This is a genomic window from Streptomyces sp. NBC_00335 (genome assembly GCF_036127095.1).
Lineage (GTDB): Bacteria > Actinomycetota > Actinomycetes > Streptomycetales > Streptomycetaceae > Streptomyces.
The window spans coordinates 7,153,043-7,171,189 of record NZ_CP108006.1 but is presented as its reverse complement, the minus strand read 5'-3'; the positions used below and the strand labels follow the sequence as shown (position 1 = coordinate 7,171,189).

The 18,147-nt window shown below is 73.3% G+C and carries 15 protein-coding genes and 1 pseudogene; 5 read left to right on the top strand and 11 right to left on the bottom strand.

The window, feature by feature from the left end; all coding sequences use genetic code 11:
- Window positions 1-4: 4 nt before the first annotated feature.
- The 4 genes and pseudogenes from OHA37_RS32605 to OHA37_RS32590 form a co-directional block, all read right to left on the bottom strand.
- Complete coding sequence (locus tag OHA37_RS32605) at window positions 5-1,108, bottom strand: phosphotransferase family protein (RefSeq protein WP_266910595.1); 1,104 nt, start codon at window positions 1,106-1,108, stop codon at window positions 5-7.
- Window positions 1,109-1,206: 98 nt separating this feature from the next.
- Window positions 1,207-2,340 (bottom strand): hypothetical protein, encoded by a 1,134-nt coding sequence (locus OHA37_RS32600; RefSeq protein ID WP_266910594.1) that lies wholly within the window; start codon window positions 2,338-2,340, stop codon window positions 1,207-1,209.
- Window positions 2,341-3,843: 1,503 nt separating this feature from the next.
- Window positions 3,844-5,013, bottom strand: a complete 1,170-nt coding sequence (locus OHA37_RS32595; protein ID WP_266910592.1) for an acyl-CoA dehydrogenase family protein — start codon at window positions 5,011-5,013, stop codon at window positions 3,844-3,846.
- Window positions 5,014-5,538: 525 nt separating this feature from the next.
- Window positions 5,539-6,066 (bottom strand): annotated as a pseudogene (locus tag OHA37_RS32590) (TetR/AcrR family transcriptional regulator); the annotation flags it as partial.
- Between the two features lie 207 nt (window positions 6,067-6,273).
- On the opposite strand from OHA37_RS32590, the gene OHA37_RS32585 reads away from it, so the two are divergent.
- The 3 genes from OHA37_RS32585 to OHA37_RS32575 are packed head-to-tail and all read left to right on the top strand — an operon-like array spanning window position 6,274 to window position 8,686.
- Window positions 6,274-6,822, top strand: coding sequence for a DUF6230 family protein (locus tag OHA37_RS32585; protein WP_443046342.1), 549 nt, complete (start codon window positions 6,274-6,276; stop codon window positions 6,820-6,822).
- Window positions 6,813-7,775, top strand: coding sequence for a DUF6114 domain-containing protein (locus OHA37_RS32580; RefSeq protein WP_323182382.1), 963 nt, complete (start codon window positions 6,813-6,815; stop codon window positions 7,773-7,775). Before OHA37_RS32585 ends, OHA37_RS32580 begins: the two co-directional genes overlap by 10 nt.
- Window positions 7,772-8,686, top strand: coding sequence for a hypothetical protein (locus tag OHA37_RS32575; protein WP_266910590.1), 915 nt, complete (start codon window positions 7,772-7,774; stop codon window positions 8,684-8,686). The genes OHA37_RS32580 and OHA37_RS32575 overlap by 4 nt, the downstream gene beginning before the upstream one ends.
- Here the strand turns inward: OHA37_RS32575 and OHA37_RS32570 are convergent.
- From OHA37_RS32570 to OHA37_RS32560, 3 genes are all read right to left on the bottom strand, one after another.
- Window positions 8,683-8,841, bottom strand: coding sequence for an SCO1431 family membrane protein (locus tag OHA37_RS32570; protein WP_243341628.1), 159 nt, complete (start codon window positions 8,839-8,841; stop codon window positions 8,683-8,685). The genes OHA37_RS32575 and OHA37_RS32570 overlap by 4 nt on opposite strands.
- A gap of 116 nt (window positions 8,842-8,957) precedes the next feature.
- Window positions 8,958-9,383: an SPW repeat protein gene (locus OHA37_RS32565; protein ID WP_266910589.1), complete on the bottom strand. Its 426-nt coding sequence runs from the start codon at window positions 9,381-9,383 to the stop codon at window positions 8,958-8,960.
- Window positions 9,384-9,467: 84 nt separating this feature from the next.
- The gene (locus OHA37_RS32560) at window positions 9,468-10,880 is read right to left on the bottom strand and encodes a C39 family peptidase (protein WP_266910588.1); all 1,413 of its coding nucleotides are present in this window, start codon (window positions 10,878-10,880) and stop codon (window positions 9,468-9,470) included.
- 418 nt (window positions 10,881-11,298) lie between these two features.
- Here OHA37_RS32560 and OHA37_RS32555 point away from each other — a divergent pair, with 418 nt between their 5' ends.
- Both OHA37_RS32555 and OHA37_RS32550 read left to right on the top strand, forming a co-directional pair.
- Window positions 11,299-11,934 carry a uridine kinase family protein gene (locus OHA37_RS32555; RefSeq protein WP_266910586.1) on the top strand — a complete coding sequence of 212 codons (636 nt, stop codon included), beginning with the start codon at window positions 11,299-11,301 and terminating at the stop codon, window positions 11,932-11,934.
- 400 nt (window positions 11,935-12,334) lie between these two features.
- The gene (locus OHA37_RS32550) at window positions 12,335-14,287 is read left to right on the top strand and encodes an AAA family ATPase (RefSeq protein WP_266910584.1); all 1,953 of its coding nucleotides are present in this window, start codon (window positions 12,335-12,337) and stop codon (window positions 14,285-14,287) included.
- A 50-nt stretch (window positions 14,288-14,337) separates the two neighbouring features.
- On the opposite strand, the gene OHA37_RS32545 is transcribed toward OHA37_RS32550, so the two are convergent.
- The 4 genes from OHA37_RS32545 to OHA37_RS32530 form a co-directional block, all read right to left on the bottom strand.
- Window positions 14,338-14,874 (bottom strand): hypothetical protein, encoded by a 537-nt coding sequence (locus OHA37_RS32545; protein WP_266910582.1) that lies wholly within the window; start codon window positions 14,872-14,874, stop codon window positions 14,338-14,340.
- Between the two features lie 112 nt (window positions 14,875-14,986).
- Window positions 14,987-16,066: a hemolysin family protein gene (locus tag OHA37_RS32540; protein ID WP_266910580.1), complete on the bottom strand. Its 1,080-nt coding sequence runs from the start codon at window positions 16,064-16,066 to the stop codon at window positions 14,987-14,989.
- The gene (locus tag OHA37_RS32535) at window positions 16,063-17,472 is read right to left on the bottom strand and encodes a hemolysin family protein (protein ID WP_266910578.1); all 1,410 of its coding nucleotides are present in this window, start codon (window positions 17,470-17,472) and stop codon (window positions 16,063-16,065) included. Before OHA37_RS32535 ends, OHA37_RS32540 begins: the two co-directional genes overlap by 4 nt.
- A 200-nt stretch (window positions 17,473-17,672) precedes the next feature.
- Window positions 17,673-18,137, bottom strand: a complete 465-nt coding sequence (locus tag OHA37_RS32530; protein WP_266910576.1) for a PH domain-containing protein — start codon at window positions 18,135-18,137, stop codon at window positions 17,673-17,675.
- Window positions 18,138-18,147: the final 10 nt, after the last annotated feature.

The following is an 18,147-nucleotide window of genomic DNA, read 5'->3' as shown; positions in this document are numbered from 1 at the left end:
GCGTCTACCAGTACGTTCCCTGCACCATGGCGGTGAGACTGGCATGGTGCAGGATCAGGCTGTCGGGGTCCGCCGGGATCTCGACCTCGCCGAAGTGCGCCTGCCGGTAGGCGATGCGCAGCATCACGATCCCGTGCCGCAGGGCGGCGTAGAGCGTGTGGAAGTCCATGTCCCGCGGCGCGTGCCCGGTGAGTTCGGCGTACCGGCGTTCTATGTCCTCGCGGCGCAGGAAGCCCGGCAGGCCCGGCTGGCCGAAACCGACGGTCAGGTCCTGGAAGAAGCAGTGCAGGTAGACGGTCCAGCCCAGGTCGACTTCGCGCGGGGCGCAGGCCGCCATCTCCCAGTCGAGTACGGCCACCGGTTCGAAGCCGTCGGGCTGGTAGATGACGTTGCCGATGCGCGCGTCACCCCAGTTGAGGACGGCCGGGCCGCCCTCGTCGTCCGGCCACAGCTCTTCGAGGCGGGCGAACGCCCGCTCCAGCAGCGGTGACCGGGACTTCCCCGCCACCACCCAGTCGTAGTAGGCGCGTTGGGACTCGACGTGCCGGCGCAGCGGGCTCCCGTCGCCGTCCGGGAGGAGGAACCGCGCCTCCTCGGGCGGGAACTGGTCGTGCAGCCGGGCGAGCAGCGCGATGCTCGCCTCCTGGAGCTCGGCGCGCTGTGCGTCGGTCGCGGCGTGCAGCCAGTTCCCCTCGTAGGTGTACGGCATCACGTCGGGCGGTACGCGCCCTTCGGCGCGGGCCATCACGAAGAAGGGGGCCCCGAGCGGCCCGGGGTCCTCTTCCAGCCACTGCACCCGCGGGACCGGCAGGTCGGTGTGGGCGGCGACCAGGCTCATGACCCGGTGCTGGCGGGGCATGTCGTAGGTGGGGAAGACGGTGTAGGCGGCCGGGTCGGCGGCGAGGCGCAGGGCGCAGGCGCGGATCGGGGCGTCGGGGTGCTCAATGTCGAAGAGCAGAGTCTCGCTGGACATCCCGTTGGAACCGGGGACGGAGACGTTGGTGACCTTCGCGCCGGGGAGTTCGGCGTCGAGCCAGGCGGCGAGGCGCCGGCCCAGCTCCTCGGGTTCGCGGGTGGAGGTGCGGGGGCGCGGTGCCGGTCCTGCCATGGGAAACCCCTTCTCTGGCTTGGCTGTTGAGGTGGCGGATGCGGTTGCGGATGCGGATGCGGGTGGTTGCGGTGCGGCGCCGGTCGTTCCGTCCGGGGTTACGGGGCCACCGAGCTGTAGTCGGCGAAGCCGCTGGGGTCGTGGCGGCCGAAGCTGCCGTGCTCGAAGATGCCGTAGCCGGTGCGGCCTTCGAGGGTGAAGCGGGCCGAGTGGTCGGTGACGCCGAAGGCGGCCATGGGGTGGGCCGAGGGGTCGGAGAGGTCGTAGGTGCGGCGGTCGGTCCAGCCGCGCCCCTGCCAGGTGCCGTGCTGCCAGTCGGAGGCGGGCGGGTAGCCGGCTCCGACGGCGAGCGGGGAGGAGTTCATGATCTCCACGCCGAGTTCGAGGGGTTTGCGGCCGGCCGGATCGGTGAGGTGGACGACGGCGCTCTCGGGGTGGCGGCCGCCCGGGCGATAGCGGATGTCGGTGTGCGGCCAGCCGAGTTGCACGTCGTGGCGGCCGCTGCCCTCGGGGAAGACCTGGACGGCCTCGCTGAGGGCCCGGTGGCCGTCGGCGTCCTCCTGGGTGATGACCATCAGGAAGCGGTCCTCGAACCGGACGGGGATCCAGAGCCAGTGGAAACCCTCGGGCCGGTGCTCCTCGGCGGCGCGGCCGCCCTCCTCGCCGGGAATCGGGCGCACGCCCCAACTGCGGTCGCGGGTGCCGGTCCAGTCGGCGTCGAGGGTGAACTCCTCGCCCTTGGCCCGGATGGTGCCGGTGACGCTGCCCGCCTGGACGAAGCGGCGGCCTTCCAGGATGAGGCGGTCGCCCCGGCGCTGGGTGTGGTGCGGCTCCCACACGGCGGGGAACTCGGCGGTCCAGGTGATCTCGTACGAGAGCCCGTCGGGGTCCTCGGGGTCGGCGGCGCAGGAGAGGGTGAGCCGCCGGAGGGGTTCGTCGACGGTGATGCGGAGCGGGCCGACGGAGAGGTTCATACGGTCGTCGGTGAGGGCGTCGGAGGCCCGGACCGCGAGGAGTTCGTCGCCGACCCGGAGGGTGGCGTAGGCGTCGATGACGCCGGCGTTGGGGTAGACCCCGAGGCCGAGTATCAGGACGGCGCGGCCCGCGTGGTCGAAGACGTGGAAGATGCAGCGGTCGTAGGCGTTGCGGTCGCCGGTGACGAGGTGCTTCATCGACAACGGGGCCTGGTGGATGGGGTATTCATCGAGCGGTACGGGACGGTCGGCGGGCATGACGAACCTCCGGAAACGGGTGCGAGGGTGACACCTGGGCGGAGATGACGGTACGTCAGATTGCGTGGTGGGGAACAGGGTTGTGGCACGAACTGGCAGGGAGACACATCGTGCGGGGGCCCGGTTGGGCGGGCCGTTGACGGGGGATGGGGGGCTCCCCGAGGTGCCCGGGGTGGCCCCGGAGGACCGGGCGCGCCCGTTCGGGGGCTTCCCGGGCCGGCGCCCGGCGGCCTGCCCGACCAGGTCGGCCCCGCTTGTGTGGGATGGCAGGGCCGCGCTCCCCGCGATGCGGGATCCTCAGGGGTCCCGGTCGGTCCGGTGGCGGAAGACCCGCCTCGGCGTGAGGAAGGGCGCGCCTTCCGGCGGGATGCGGGAGGCCCGGCCGGGCCCGACGGGCGGGGCCCCGGTCGGTCCGTGGCGGACCCGCCTTTGCGTGCGGGAAGGCGCGCACTTCCCGCGGGGCGCGGGCTAGCCGGAGGGCGCCTGCGAGGGGTCGGCCGGTGGTGGACCCGCCTCTGCGCGAGCGGAGGCCCTCGCTCCCGGTGGGGTGCGGGATCCCGGAGGACGCCCGCCGGTCGGGTCCCGGCCGGGTCCCGGTCGGCGGGGCCGGGTTCGGTCGGTGGCAGGCCCGCCTCTGCGCGAGGGGAGGCCGCGTCGCGCGGCGGGAGCAGGTCTCGGGCACCCGGACGCGTGTGCTGCCTGCGGGGTGCGGTGGATTGGGGGGCGCGCTGCCAGCGGGGGCGGTGGTGGATCCGGGGGACGCTTCCGGGTGCCCGGAGGAGAGGTCATGTCATGGCCTTGGCGGTGGCGGCGGTGCCCTGCGGGACTGTCCCCTACCCGCCCTTCCACCGTTCCCCGGGCGCCGCCCGGACCGGGCCACCGTCGGCCCGTGGCAGACCCGCCCCTGCCGGAGGGGGCATCGGCGTCGCGGCGGGAGCGGGACGCTGGCGCCCCGGTGGCAGACCCGCCTCTGCCGAAGGGGACGCCCGCGTCGCACGGCGGGAGCAGGACGCGGGCGCCCCGGTGGCAGACCCGCCCCTGCCGGAGGGGATGCCCGCGTTGCGCGGCGGGAGCGGGACGCGGGCGCCCAGACGCGTGTGCTGCCTGCGGGGTGCGGTGGGTTGGGGGGCGCGCTGCCAGCGGGGGGACCCGGGGGCCGCTTCCGGATGCCGGGGGGGGCGGGCCGGTGGCGGCGGTGGGGACAGGTCGAACGGATGGGCGGGGTTACCCGTGGGTCCGGTGGCGCGTTGGCCCGGTATGACCACGATGGAGACTTCCACACCGAGGGTGGGGCGCCGCCGAAGGGCGCCGGCCGCAGGGTACGAAGAATCGGTTCGGCAAACCCCCGACCCGCCCATCTACAAGGCGCTGCTCACCCGTTGGGAGGAGGACGGCCGGACCGTGCCGGGGCAGCGCGATCCGGAGTGGTCCCGGATCGCCTCCTCGCCCATCTGGCCGACCGGCCCCCTCTTCGGCGGCGGCTGACCGCTCACCGCGGCGCGGTCAGCGGGATTCGGGGCCCGCCAGGTGGCGGGCGATCACCATGCGCTGGATCTGGTTCGTGCCCTCCACGATCTGGAGGACCTTCGCTTCGCGCATCAGCCGCTCGACCGGGAAGTCCGCCGTGTAGCCGTAGCCGCCCAGCACCTGGACCGCGTCCGTGGTGACGGCCATCGCCGCGTCGGTGCAGAAGAGCTTGGCCATCGCCGCCTGGCGGGAGAAGGGCTTGCCCGCGTCCCGCAGCCGGGCCGCCGCCAGGTACAGCGCGCGGCCCGCCTCGATCTTCGTCGCCATGTCGGCCAGCATGAACCGCAGGCCCTGGAAGTCCGCGATGGGGTGTCCGAACTGCTTGCGGTCCAGGGCGTAGGCCAGGGCCTCGTCCAGAGCGGCCTGGGCCACGCCGATGGCGCACGCGGCGATGCCGAGGCGGCCCGCGTCCAGGGCTGCCAGGGCGATGGTGAAGCCCTGACCCTCCTCGCCGATGCGGCGCGAGTCGGGTACCCGTACGCCGTCGAAGTTCAGCTGGGCGGTGGGCGAGCCCTTCATGCCCATCTTCTTCTCGGGGACCGCGGCCGTGAGGCCCTCCGCGTCGCCCGGGACCAGGAAGGCGGTGATGCCCTTCGGGCCGGCCACGCCGGTGCGGGCCAGCACCGTGTAGAAGTCGGCGACGCCGCCGTGGGTGATCCAGGCCTTCGTTCCGCTGATCACCCAGTCTTCGCCGTCCCGGACCGCCTTCGTGGTCAGGGAGGCCGCGTCCGAGCCCGAGGCCGGCTCGGAGAGGCAGTACGCGCCGAGCAGTCCGCCGCCGAGCATGGCGGGCAGGTGGGCGGCCTGCTGCTCCTTGGTTCCGTAGCCGGCCAGGCCGTGGCAGGCCAGCGAGTGCACGCTGACACCGAGCCCGACGGTCAGGCGGGCCGCGGCGAGCTCCTCCAGCACCTGGAGGTAGACCTCGTACGGCTGGTCGCCGCCGCCGAATTCACCGGCGTACGGGAGCCCGAGCAGTCCGGCCTCGGAGAGAAGGGTGAAGACCTCCCGGGGGAAACGGCCGGCGTCCTCTTCCTCGGCGGCCCGGGGCCGGATCTCCCGCTGAGCGATCTCGCGAACGAGCGCGAGCAGGTCGCGGGACTCCTCCGTGGGCAGCGATCGGTCCACCTGCGGCGCGCGGTCGGTCATGGCGGCGCTCTCCTCACTCGTCAAGCACGGGGCGACGCGTGAGGGTGGTACGCGTCGCCGGGTCTCGGGGCTCACAGCCGATGGTGCCCTCCCGGATCGCGGGAAGGTCCTGTTCAAGAGGCTGCGGCGGTTGAGTATGCCCGATCAGGGGCTTCCCGTCACGGGCGCGAGATCCTCCTCGGGGACGGGCGGGGCCGGGCATTCGGGGGCGAACTCCTCGATCACCGTCAGGGTCGCACGCAGCGTGCGCACCAGCAGGGCGCCGAACTCGGCCCGGTCCGGGTGGCCGGGATGCCCCGGGGCCCCGGAGCCCCGGCCTTCCCGGGCCTGGGCGAGGGCGTGCTCGGGGGTGTGCTCGGGGGCTTGCCCAGGGACGCACTCAGGGGTCTGGCCAGAGGTCTCGCCGGGGGTTTGTCCAGAGGTCCGGCCGGGCGTCTCGACCGAGGCCTCGCCCAAGGTCTCGTCACAGGCCTCGCCGGCGATCTCCTCACAGCCCTGCGCGGAGCCCTGCGCCGGAACCCGCGCCGGAGCCTCCCCCGGGCCGATCCAGTCGAGGGTGCTGCCCTCGACGCCCGCCAGCCAGCCGACCAGTGCCAGCCGGGCGATCGGCGGGATCTCGCGGCGGCCGTACGCGCCTTCCGCGATGGTCGCCATGAGTTCCTCGCGGACGGCGTCGCGGATGGCGAGCACCTCGGAGTCGGAGCCGACCCCGCCCGTGACGATGGTGCGGTAGGCGGCCTGGTGGTGCTCGGCGTAGTACAGGTAGCCGTCGATGGTGCTGCGCACCCGCTGCGCGTTGGGCAGCTCGCTCTCGCCCGCGGCGCGGGCCACGAGCTCGGCCACCGAGTCCTCGACGATGGCCAGGTAGTAGCCGCGTTTGCTCTTGAAGTAGTAGTAGATGAGCCCCTTGGCGACGCCCGCGTGCTTGGCGATGTCGTCCATGGAGAGCGCGTCGTACGAGGTGTCGGCGAACAACTTGCGCCCGATCGCTATCAGTTCGGCCCGCCGAACCTGCGAACGGCCGGTCGTTCCGCGCTGTTGACTATTATTCAAATTCAGCCCTAGCCTCGAACTGCCACAGGAAGCCCGAAGTATGGCAGACCCCTGTTGCACCCCCCTTTGCACTCCCCCTGCGCACCGGACGACGTACGGGAGGACCACATCATGGGCAACGGCAGGACGAGCACGACGAGAAGCACGAGAAGTACGAGAAACACGCCCGAGGGCCGGACCAACTGGAAGAAGACCGCAGCCGTCGCGATGCCCGCGGTCGTCGCGGTCGGGGCGATGGCGATGGTCATGGCGCAGGGCGCGCTCGCCGCCTCCTTCGCCGTCTCGGGGACGAGCTTCCAGGTCTCCTCATCCAAACTGAGCAGCAAGGGCCTGGCCTCCTACGTGCACACCGACCGCTCCGTCGACGGCAAGGGGCATCCCGTGGCGCTGCTGGGCATCGGCGAGGCCACCCTCACGGACATCTGCCAGGCCGCCGAGGTGGACACCCCGGTGGGCAAGGTGGTCTTCAAGCTGACCGCCGGCGGCCCGTCCGGCAACGTCACCGCCAGCAATCTCGTCATCGACGGCGAGGACCTGGCCGGCGACGCAGTCTTCGGGACGGCGCAGATCGGCCGCGACGCCTCCACCCTCGACCAGGTCGGCGGGATCAAGGGCGAGGCCGGCAAGTTCGGCCTCCAGGCCGGGGACATCGAGGTGGTGGACGTGAAGTCGCACGCCTGGTCGGCGACCGGCGGCAACTTCCACCTCAAGGGCCTGAAGCTGAACGTCAGCCTGGACGGCAAGAAGTGCTTCTAGGCCTGCGCGGGGCCGCCGGGCCGGGCAGCGGATGGCTGGAGCGTCGGCTCCCGCTGCCCGGCCCCCGGCGGCGGCTGCGCGCCTGGCGCCGCACCCGTCCCTTCTGGGGCGGGCTGCTGGTGATCCTGGGCGGGACCGAGCTGCTGCTGGTCCCGCTCTCCCCGCTCACGGTGCTGGTCAGCCTGGGCCTCGGCGGGATCGCCGCCATCGGGATCGGCCTCGCGCTGATCGCCGCCGGCCTGTTCCTGTGGCTGCTGCCGCAGGCCCGGGCCTACGTCTCCATCCACGCGCTGCTGCTCTCGGTGCTGTCCTTCGTGGCGACCAACCTCGGGGGCTTCCTCCTCGGCATGCTGCTCGGCATCGCGGGCAGCGCGCTGGCCTTCGGCTGGACCCCGCTGCCCGATCCGGAGGCGGGCGAGGAGGGCCCGTACGTCCCGAGCCTGGACGGCAGCGGGCCGCGCACGCTGGCGGTCGCGCTGCCGGTGGTGCTGCTCGCCTCGCTGGTGGCGGGCACCGGGGAGGCGAGGGCCGCTCAGGCCGGTCCGCCGATGGCCGCGCGCACTCCCCCGACCGTGACCACCTCGCTCTTCGCCCCGCAGGGGTTCGCCTTCGCGGGGGTCACCCACGTGCCCACGGCGGACGGCCCGCTGAAGGTGCTGGTGCTGCGGATGCGGGCCGCCACGCTCACCGACTACGAGCTGCGCACCCGCGACGGCCGCGAGGAGTACGGGCTCGCCGCGAAGAGGCTCGACCTGAGCGGCGACGTGACCTTGTACCTGACGAGGTTCAGCGGGTGCATCGAGGGACTGCTCTGCGTGACCTTCAGCCCCGACGGGCTGCCCGCTCCCCCGGTCATCCCGCCGTTCGTCTTCATGACCCGGGTGAGCGCGGAGCAGGCGCTCGTCACCTCCGACGTGATCAAGACCGACGACCTGCGGCTGGTGGCCTCGTGATCCCCCTCCAGGCCGCGCCGCTGTGGGCGTACGGCATCGGCGCCACCTTCGCGGTGGCCGCCGGGCGCCAGCTCCAGTGGTGGGAGCGGTCGGTCCGGGGCGAGGGAGTCCGTACGAGGAGCCGCGCGGCCAATCCGTACCTGGCGCTCACCCTGCTCTACGCGGCGCTGCTGCCCGCCCCCACGGGGGTGTACCTGATGTGGCAGAACCCGGCCTGGTCCACGATGCACGTGGCCCGCGACCACGAGGGCGTGTGGGCCGGCTTCGCGCTCTTCTACGGGGCCTCGGTGGTGGTCGGCGCGCTGCTCGGCTTCCTGACGGCGCGGCTGTTCGTCCTGGTCGGTGCCGGGTACTGGGGGTACCTCCAGGCGGTGGCCGGGTACTTCCTGCTGTTCTTCACCCTGATCCACGGGTGGGACGGCACGGGGTACGAGCGGCTGCTGAGCGCCGACCCGGGGGCCTACTCGGACTGGGCCTCGGCCGGTGTCGCGAACGGCGTCCTGGCCTTCGCGACCTCGGGCACCTTCCTGGCCGTGCTGATCTTCGGGACGGCCGTCATCGGCACGATGCTGCTGGCCGAGATCGGCTGGCTCGTGGAGGGCTGGCGGCTGCCGGGCGCCGCGGCGGACCTCAAGGTGCCCCGGGTGGTCGCGGTGGCGATCGCCGGGGCGGGGGTCTACGCGCTGCCCTTCGCGGGGGCGGTGGGCGCGAGCGTCCTCGTCCGGCTGCTGGGGTGGTGGGCCGGGATCGGGGCGTTCGCCCTGCTGGCCGGGGTGGTGCTGCTGCCGGCGCGCTCGCCCGTGCGGACGCTGTACGGGCTGGTGGGCGTGCCGGACGGGCACTGGCGGGTGGAGCCGGAGGCCGAGCCCGAAGCCGAGGCCGAGCCCGGGGCGGGGAACGGCGGAGGTTAGAAGAACCAGCCGACCTGGGTGACGAACATGGCCACGACCACGACCAGGGTCCAGCCGAGCACGTGCTCCAGCCAGGAGGAGGAATCGTCCTCGGGGCCGCCGGTGCGGACCAGGTTGCGGGCGCGGGCGGTCAGGGCGGCGCTGTGTGCGGTCATGCCCTCCAATGTGACAGCGGAGGCGGCCCTCGCGGTAGAGACGATGGTCACGGGTGGCATGTCTCACGCCCCCGGCCGCGGGGTGCGGACCGAGGGCGTGAGGGGTGCGGGGCGGATCAGGTGGTGCGGTCGCGGCCCGCCATGCCCGCCATCGCCAGTGCCAGGCACAGGGCGATGCCGCCGGCGATGACGTTGCTCCACACCGTGCGCGTGGTGCTGACGTCGCCGGAGATGACGAAGGGCGCGACGATCGTCCAGGCGGCGAGACCCACCGCCGTCCAGGCCATGGCGTGGGTGCGTTCGTAAGCGGAGCCGAGTCCGCTCATGCACAGGCAGTACGCCAGGCCCGCGATGAGGTTGTTGATCGCCAGCGAGCTGAGCCCGCTGAATCCGGCGATCCACGGCGAAGCGGCGATGTAGAGGCCAGTCATCAGGGCCAGCGCCTCGACGACCTGGGCACTCGGGGTGCTGGTGACCCGCTCGAACCGCGAGCGCATCTCAGCGAGGTCGGGGTGGTGTTCGATTCTGGGTTGGGTGGTCATGGCGGGCTGCCTCCTATGAGAAGCTCCTATTGCCCTTTTGCCCTTTATGTTCCACTTACATGCCGTCCGTGGCAACGCGAAATCTCAGAGCACGCCGACCGCCCGCAGCGCGAGGACCTGGGCCGGGTTCGGCCGGATCGGACCGTAGAGGTAGCAGACGCCTCCGGTGCCGGAGACGACCTTGCCGGCCGCGTTGTGACGCTTGGTCCGGAGCCAGTTGTTCTCGAACTGCCGGCGGCGGTAGACGCGGCGCACGGCGGCGTTGTCGGCCGAGTTCGGGTCGTTGGCGATCACGTCGCCCGAGGCCGTGAAGCCGATGACGGTCATCAGGTGCCCGGCCGTGCCGTAGCCCGCGCCCGTGAGCTCCTCGGCCGTGAAGGACTGGGAGGTGATGACCGGGATGCCCGCCCGGACCAGGGTCTCCACGTCGGCGAGGGAGCCGAGGCGGGTGACGACGCCGGCGAGCTGCCGGTAGGTGGCGGCGTAGGCGGCGTTGAAGGGCCAGTTGCCGCAGCCCTTGTAGGCCGAGTCGTACGTGGAGCGGGCGGCGTGGCAGACCTGCGGGTCCGCGTAGTCCTTCTTGACCCAGGCCACGGCGGAGACGCTGGCCCTGCGGCCCCAGAACTCGATGATCATCTGCGAGGAGGTGGGGCTGCACCAGGCCTCGCCGCCGTTGTCGTACTCGGGGTACTGGCCGGCGTGCGTCTCCTGCGAGTACCTCGGCACCTTCAGCTCGTGGGCCCCGCCGGAGGCGGCGGACGCGGGGACGGTGAACCGGTCCGGGACGTCCGAGGCCATGGCTCCGGCCAGCCACACCGTGGGGCCCCGGCTCGCACCGGGCTTGCGGTACAGGGTCAGGCGCAGCCGCCAGTCCTTGATGCGCAGCCCGCTCGCCGGGGTGTCCACGGCCAGGGTGTCCGTCCAGACGGTGGACTTGCCGTCCGTCTGCCCGTCCACGGAGGTGCGGCGGATGTCGCCGTCGCCGGAGGCCCAGCGTCCCATCACGTACCAGGGGGAGGCGGTGCCGTCGGTGTACGTGCCGCGCAGTTCGGCCTGGATCCAGGTGCCGGCGGGGGTACGGGCGTTCCAGGAGGCGATGGCCTCGGTGGCGGGCACGGTGGAGGTGTGGACCGGGGAGGTCCAGGTGGCGTACTCCCAGGTGCTCTTCTTGGCGGTGTGCGGGTCCTTGTACTCGGTGCGGCCCGTCGGGGTCTTGATCTCCAGGCCGGGGCGGGCGCCGCCGATGGCGGTGGTGCCCTGGTGTTGGCCGGCGGTCCAGTGGGCGTACGAGTACCAGAAGCGGTTGTCGACCGTCTTGCGGGTGGCTGCGGCGGCCTCTGCCTTGGCCTTGGCCGGGGCCGGGGCCGGGGTGTCCTGCCCCGGGCCCCCGGGGGCGGGCTTCGGCTGCGCCGCGGAGGCTCGGCCGCCGGGGACGGTGGCTGCGGCTGCCGCCAGGGCTACCGCCAGTAGGGCTCGGCGGGGTGTGGGTGCGGTCATCTGCGTGGCCCCCAGGGGTCGGTGCGGCGGGTCGGCTCCCGCACACCCTTCCAGTTCCCGTCTGCGACGCCGTGAAGCCGGAGGGCCGTGTCGGGGTGACGGGGCTCCGCCCCCTCTCCCCCGTTCCCTCGGGGGTGGGCCCTGCGGGGCTGTCCCCTACCCGCCCTTCCACCGTTCCCCGGGCTCCGCCCGGACCCTTTGCCGGGTGCGGCGCCGTTGCCGGGGGCCGGCCCCCGGACCCCCGCTCCTCAAACGCCGGAGGGGCTGGATTTTCGCCGGCGTTTGGCGCGCGGGGTCTGGGGCGGAGCCCCAGGGGGTCCGAGCGCAGCCCGGAGAACGGGCGAAGGGCCGGTAGGGGACCTCCGCCCGCAGGGCCGGTTCGTCGCGCGGGGTGGCGGCGGGGTCATACGGTGGGGGCGTGGAAGATCAGCCTTCGCTCCAGCCCCTCGCGCGCGAGATCCTCGCCCTGCCGCCCTCCCTCGGGCCCGTCCGCCTCGTCGGGATCGACGGGCACGCCGGGTCCGGGAAGACGACTTTCGCCAAGGCGCTCGCCGAAGCCCTGGGCGGGGTCCCCGTGTTGCGGCTGGACGATGTGGCCACGCACGAGGAGCTGTTCGGCTGGGTGGGGCGGCTGCGGACGCAGGTGCTGGAGCCGCTCTCCGCGGGGCGGGCCGCGCACTGGGCCCCGTACGACTGGGTCGAGCGGCGGTTCGGGCCGGAGCGGGTGCTGGATCCGGGTCCGGTCCTGCTCGTGGAGGGTGTCGGCGCCGGACGGCGCGCGCTGCGTCCGCACCTGGCGCGGCTGCTGTGGATGGAGACCCCGCGTGCGAAGTCGTGGGGGCGCGGGCGCGATCGGGACGGGCGGGAACTTTCCGACTTCTGGGACGGATGGGAGCGCGCGGAGCTCGCGCACTTCTCGAATGATCCTTCGCGCCCCTTCGCGGACACCCTGGTACGGCAGAGCGCTACGGGATACGAGTGGACTTCCGGGGCTGCCGGGGCAGCCGGAAGCACCGCTCGGGTGACTGAGGGTGATGAGGCCCCCCAGGGCTGAGGGGCCGCGGAAAGTCCCTCTCCGCGGGCGCCTCCGGGCCGCTTGACCCGGGGGCCGGGACGGCCTTACGTTCTGAAGAAGCGGCCCTCACCGGCCGCCGCGAACATGGAGCCCCCGATTGTTCCCCCGTGATCGGGGGCTTCGTGTCGCCCCCGACACCCCGCCGAGTCCCGCCCTGCACTCCTCCGTCGCGGTGTCGCAGGGGGCACATCCCGGCCGATTCGTCACCCTGCGTCACCACGGACCGCCCTGATACGCGCCCGGCCCGTCTTCGCGGCACCCTACGTAAGGTGCGTAACCGCAGGTACGATGCACCCCTGATTTCATCGGCGCAGCGACAACTCGCGTACGCATCGCGGGGGTTGCTGGGCACCACGGGGGCAGGCTTGTGGGGGACGTGATGGACTTCGCCGCGCACGGCAGCAGCGCGCACGCCCCGGCCGAACTCGCCTGGCTGCGAGGAGTGGACGCCTGCACGATGGGCGCCTACCCGCAGGCCGAGGAGGAGTTCCGGGCGGCCGTACGACTCGATCCCGCGATGGCGGATGCCTGGCTGGGCCTGCACGCGCTCCGCGTCGACACCACGAACGCGTTACTGCGCATGTACGCCCACCGGGACCGCTTCGGGGAACAGCGGGCCCGCCACCGGCGGACGCTGAACTCCTGGTACTGGCTGGGCTGGTGGGTGCAGCCGGTACTGGAGACCAGGCGGGACCTGCTGCTGGCGCACGCCTCGCACTGGCTGGACGGGCGCCACGTCCCCGAGCTGGACCAGGCGCTCGCGGCCCTGCCGCCCGTGGACACCGATCCGCACGTCCGCTTCCTGCACGCCTGCCGGGCGTACCTGGTCAAGGACTGGGAGCAGTTGGTCCGCTCCACCGAATCGCTGGTCGACGATCCGCTCCTGGGCATCGAGGCGGGCCTCTTCGGCGGGATGGCCCGGGTCCGGCTGGAGATGTACGGGCAGGCCGAGCCGCTGCTGGCGGCCTCCCTGATGCGCTGCCGCAGCGAGCAGCCCCAGCGCAAGGAGCTGCGGTACTGGCTGGCGCGGGCGCACGAGGGGACCGGGCGCAGCGCGGCGGCGTTGCCGCTGTACCGGGCGGTGCACCGGGTGGACCCGGCGTTCATGGACACGGCGGCCCGGCTGACGGCCATCGAGGACAGCGAGGACGCCGACGGCCTGGCCGGGTACGCGAGCGGTGGCGGTTACGAGGCCTTCGGCGGGCACGGAGCGGCCCCGTCGGGCGGGGACTTCGCGGCGGTGGCGCTGGGCGGGGGCGGGCCGGTCCAGGGCATCGCCGCGGACGGGCAGCCGGACGCTGACCCGCTGACGGCGGCCGACCCGCCGGAGCCGCGGCACGGCCCGGGGGCGCCGGGGCCCGGCGCGGGGCTGCCGGCCGGCGTACGGCGCAAGGCCTCGCTGCCTTCGCAGCCGGGACCGGTGGGTCTGCCGGCCGGGCCGGCGGATCCGGCGGCGCTGGCCGAGGCGCTCGCGGAGCTGGAGCGGATGGTGGGCCTGGAACCGGTCAAGCGGCAGGTGAAGGCACTCTCCGCGCAGCTGCACATGGCCAGGCTGCGGACGGGTCAGGGGCTGCCGGTGCAGCCGCCGAAACGGCACTTCGTCTTCTCCGGGCCCTCGGGCACGGGCAAGACCACGGTGGCGCGGATCCTGGGCCGGGTCTTCTACGCGCTGGGCCTGCTCGGCGGCGACCACCTCGTGGAGGCCGGGCGCGCGGACCTGGTCGGCGAGTTCCTCGGGCAGACCGCCGTGAAGGCGAACGAGCTGATCGACTCGGCGATCGGCGGGGTGCTGTTCGTGGACGAGGCGTACAGCCTCTCCAACTCCGGTTACAGCAAGGGCGACGCGTACGGCGACGAGGCCCTGCAGGTGCTGCTGAAGCGGGCGGAGGACAACCGCGACCACTTGGTGGTGATCCTCGCGGGCTATCCGGCGGGGATGGACCGGCTGCTCGCCACGAATCCGGGGCTGTCCTCGCGGTTCACCACCCGGGTCGACTTCCCCAGCTACCGGCCGCTGGAACTCACCTCGATCGGCGGGGTCCTGGCGGACGCCAACGGCGACCGGTGGGACGAGGAGGCGCTGGAGGAGCTGCGGAGCATCAGCGGGCACGTGGTGGAGCAGGGGTGGATCGACGAGCTGGGCAACGGGCGGTTCCTGCGCACGCTGTACGAGAAGAGCTGCGCGTACCGGGACCTGCGGCTGTCCGGCTTCACCGGTGATCCCTCCCGGGAGGACCTCTCCACCCTGCGGCTGGCGGACCTGATGCAGGCGTACGGGGAGGTCCTGTCGGGCCGCGGCCCCCAGGAACGGCCGGAGCCGCCGCCCCTGTGAGCGCCTCCGGCGCGCCCGTACCGCGCCGGCATCCCGCAACGCCGTGCGCGCTACGGAATGTCCGGCGGCGGGCCGGCGCAGGCCGCGAAGGCGGAGAGGACCAGGAAGGCGAAACCCGCCGCGATGAAGATCCAGCCCGCCCACAGGGGCCGTCCGCCGTACTGCTCGGCCCACCGCTCGTCCGCCTCGACGTCGCCGAGCCTGCCTTGCAGCAGGGCCCGGACGCGGTCCGCGAACTCCGGGTCCGCCGCCGCGCGTTCCCACAGGACCGATTCGAAGGCCAGGGCCGCGGCCGGTGCGAAGGGTTCGCGTTCGAAGGCGGCGACGACGGCCACCCGTTCGGCCGGCAGCCCGTCGAGGATCACCTCGCGCAGTCGGCGCGCCACCGGGGAGGGTGCGTCGAGGTCCTCCCTCAGCAGGTCCAGCACCGCGCGGGCCGTGTCCCGGAGCTCCGGGTCCCGGTGCCCGCCGGACTCGTCACGCCCGCCGGACCCACCGGCCCCCGTAGACCCAGTAGACCCAGTAGACCCAGTAGACCCGCCGTGCTCGTCGCGCTCGCCGCGTTCGTCCCGTTCGTCGGACCGCATGACCCCGCCCCCTCCCACGCCGCACCGCACCGCACCGCACCGCGAGTATGGCGGCCCGGCGCGGCCGCCGGACCCGTCTTGCGACGGGTCCGGCGCCGGTGCGGCGACGGCGTCAGCCGGTGAGCGCCCCCTCCGAGCGGGGTTCGGTCCTGCGGGCGTGCGGTGCCGTGCGGTGCGCGGGGTCGCGCACCTCGCCGACCAGCGTTTCCAGGACGTCCTCCATGGCGACCAGGCCGAGGACCCGGCCCGAGGGATCCGCGACCTGCGCCAGATGGGTGGCGTCGCGGCGCATCACCGTCAGGGCGTCGTCCAGCGGGAGCGTGGAGCAGACCGTGGTCATGCGGCGCCAGACCCGCTGGGGCACGGCCCGTTCCCGGTCTTCCAGGTCCAGGACGTCCTTCACGTGCAGGTAGCCCATGAAGGCACCGCTGTCCGCGCGGACGGGGAAGCGGGAGTACCCGGTGCGGACCGTGAGCTGCTCGATCTGGCGCGGGGTGACGGCCGGGCCGACCGTGACCAGCCGGTCCGGGGCGAGGAGGACGTCGGTGACCGGGCGGCTGCCCAGTTCCAGCGCGTCCTCCAGGCGCTCCTGTTCCACCGGCTCCAGGAGACCGGCCTGCCGCGAGTCCTTGAGCAGGCGGCCGAGCTGGGCGGAGGTGTAGACGGCCTCGACCTCGTCCTTGGGCTCCACCTTGAAGAGCCTCAGGATCAGCGTGGCGCAGGCGCCCAGCGCCGTGGTCACCGGTCCGCAGACCCGCGCGAAGGCGACCAGTCCGGGGCTGAACCACAGGGCCGTCTTCTCGGGGGCGGCCATGGCGAGGTTCTTGGGGACCATCTCGCCGATGACCAGGTGCAGGAAGATCACCGCGGTGAGGGCCACCGCGTAGCCCAGCGGGTGGATCAGCCCTTCGGGCACGTGGGCGGCGTGGAAGACGGGCTCCAGGAGCCGGGCCACGGTGGGCTCGGCGACGGCTCCGAGGGTGAGCGAGCACATGGTGATGCCGAACTGTGCGGCGGCCATCATGCGCGGCAGGTTCTCCAGGCCGTGGAGCACCTGGCGGGCCCGCTTGGAGTCGACGGCCAGGGGTTCGATCTGGCTGCGGCGGACGGACACGAGGGCGAACTCGGCGCCGACGAAGAAGCCGTTGGCCAGGACGAGGAGCAGGGCGAACAGCAGTTGGAGCGCGTTCACCGGCCACCCACCTGTGCCAGCTCGGCGGGGGCGGCGGCGTCGGGGCCGAATCCGTAGAAGCCCTGCCCGTCGGAGCCCGGTGCGCCGGGGCCCGCGGGGGCGGTGCGCACGAGGCGGACCCGCTCGGCGCGGTAGCGGCGGACCTGGCGCACGGAGAGCTTCCAGCCGGGCAGTTCGGCGCGGTCCCCGGGGGCGGGGATGCGGCCGAGCAGGTCGGCGACGAGCCCGGCGACGGTCTCGTAGGGGCCTTCGGGGACCTCCAGGCCTATCCGGCGCAGGGTCTGCACGCGGCAGCTCCCGTCGGCCTCCCAGGAGGGGCGGCCGTCCTCGGCGGGTACGGCGGCCAGTTCGGGGCTGCCGTCCTCCGCGAAGTCGTGCTCGTCGCGGACTTCGCCGACGAGCTCCTCCACGATGTCCTCCAGGGTGACGACGCCGGCGGTGCCGCCGTACTCGTCGACGACCACGGCCATGGGCTGTTCGCTGCGCAGCCGTTCCAGCAGCGGCTGCACCGGCAGGGAGCCGGGCACCAGCAGCGGGGCCACGCAGATCCCGCTGACGCTGGTGCGGGCGCGCTCGGACTCGGGCACGGCGAGGGCGTCCTTGAGGTGGACGACCCCGGTGATCTCGTCGATGCGCTCGCGGTAGACGGGGAAGCGGGACAGGCCCGTGGCGCGGGTCAGGTTGAGCACGTCGGCCGCGGTGGCCGTGTGCTGGAGGGCGCTGACCTTGACCCGGGGGGTCATGACCAGCTGCGCCGTGAGCTCGCCCAGCGAGATGGTCCGTACGAAGAGGTCGGCGGTGTCCTGTTCCAGGGCGCCGGCCTGGGCCGAGTGGCGGACCAGGGAGACCAGTTCGCCGGGGGTGCGGGCGGAGGCCATCTCTTCGGTGGGCTCCACGCCGAGCGCCCGGACGAGCCGGTTGGCGACGGCGTTGAGGCCGGCGATGACCGGCCGGAAGACCCGGGAGAAGACGTGCTGCGGGCCGGCCACGAAACGGGCGACCTGCAGCGGCCGGGAGACGGCCCAGTTCTTCGGGACGAGCTCGCCGACGACCATCTGGACGGCGGAGGCGAGCAGCATGCCGATGACGACGGCCGCGCCGGGTACGGCGCCCTTGGGGAGGCCGGTCGCTTCGAGCGGCCCGGCCAGCAGGGCGGCGAGGGCGGGCTCGGCGAGCATGCCGACCACGAGGGAGGTGATGGTGATGCCGAGCTGGGTGCCGGAGAGCTGGAAGGACAGCTCCCGCAGGGCTGCGACGACCGTGCGTGCACGGCGGTCGCCCTCGGCCGCGGCGCGTTCGGCCTCGGGTCTCTCGACGGTGACGAGGCCGAATTCGGCTGCCACGAAGAAACCGTTGGCGAGGATCAGGGCGAATGCCGCCACGAGCAGGAGTAGCGGGATGGTCATGCCGCCGCCTCCGTGGGGAGGGCGGCGCGTGTACTACCGGACGATCCGTCCATTGCTGGAGGGAGTCACTCCTCGAGTCGCAGGTGCCCACGGGCCTCGGGGTCCCGGGGCCGGTGGGAGGGCGCACGGTCGCGCCCCCACACCAGGTTAGTCATTGAGATCGCAGCCGCAATGGGACGCAGCGACGAGGCCGGACGGGCTCAGTCGTTCTTTGAGCCGGTTCCGTGGGCTTCGGCCAGGGCGCGCAGGGCGCGGGCGTCGCCGATCGCCTGGGCCTTGGCGACCCCGGGCTGGATGCCGAGGGCGGGCAGGCTGGTGCCGTCGCTCAGGTCGAGGAACACCCAGGCGTCGCCGGGGCGGAGGTTGACGCGCAGGATCTGCGCCCACTCCAGGCGGCGGGTGGTGGTGAGGTTGACGACCGTGACTCCGGTCTCGTCGGCGACCACCTTGGGGCGGCTGAGCAGGACGAGGACGGAGGAGAGCAGGGCCGCGGTGAAGACGAAGGCGATCCGCTCACCGGGGTGCAGGGTTTCGAGGACCAGGGCGATCGCCGTGATCGTGACGAACATGGCGGCGCCCACGCCCAGCAGGACGGCCCGGGTGCGGGTCGGCCGGAAGGTGACCGGCAGGGCGGGCGGTGCGGGCTGGGCGGTGGCGTCGGCCATGTTCGTCAGA

Excerpts from the sequence above, each read along its gene's own strand:
- OHA37_RS32570 (WP_243341628.1), bottom strand. The coding sequence starts at position 8,841 with ATGACCGCACACAGCGCCGCCCTGACCGCCCGCGCCCGCAACCTGGTC.
- OHA37_RS32545 (WP_266910582.1), bottom strand. The coding sequence starts at position 14,874 with ATGCGGTCCGACGAACGGGACGAACGCGGCGAGCGCGACGAGCACGGC.
- OHA37_RS32535 (WP_266910578.1), bottom strand. The coding sequence starts at position 17,472 with ATGACCATCCCGCTACTCCTGCTCGTGGCGGCATTCGCCCTGATCCTC.
- OHA37_RS32585 (WP_443046342.1), top strand. The coding sequence starts at position 6,274 with ATGCCCGCGGTCGTCGCGGTCGGGGCGATGGCGATGGTCATGGCGCAG.
- OHA37_RS32595 (WP_266910592.1), bottom strand. The coding sequence starts at position 5,013 with ATGACCGACCGCGCGCCGCAGGTGGACCGATCGCTGCCCACGGAGGAG.
- OHA37_RS32560 (WP_266910588.1), bottom strand. The coding sequence starts at position 10,880 with ATGACCGCACCCACACCCCGCCGAGCCCTACTGGCGGTAGCCCTGGCG.
- OHA37_RS32530 (WP_266910576.1), bottom strand. The coding sequence starts at position 18,137 with ATGGCCGACGCCACCGCCCAGCCCGCACCGCCCGCCCTGCCGGTCACC.
- OHA37_RS32565 (WP_266910589.1), bottom strand. The coding sequence starts at position 9,383 with ATGACCACCCAACCCAGAATCGAACACCACCCCGACCTCGCTGAGATG.
- OHA37_RS32550 (WP_266910584.1), top strand. The coding sequence starts at position 12,335 with ATGGACTTCGCCGCGCACGGCAGCAGCGCGCACGCCCCGGCCGAACTC.
- OHA37_RS32605 (WP_266910595.1), bottom strand. The coding sequence starts at position 1,108 with ATGGCAGGACCGGCACCGCGCCCCCGCACCTCCACCCGCGAACCCGAG.
- OHA37_RS32600 (WP_266910594.1), bottom strand. The coding sequence starts at position 2,340 with ATGCCCGCCGACCGTCCCGTACCGCTCGATGAATACCCCATCCACCAG.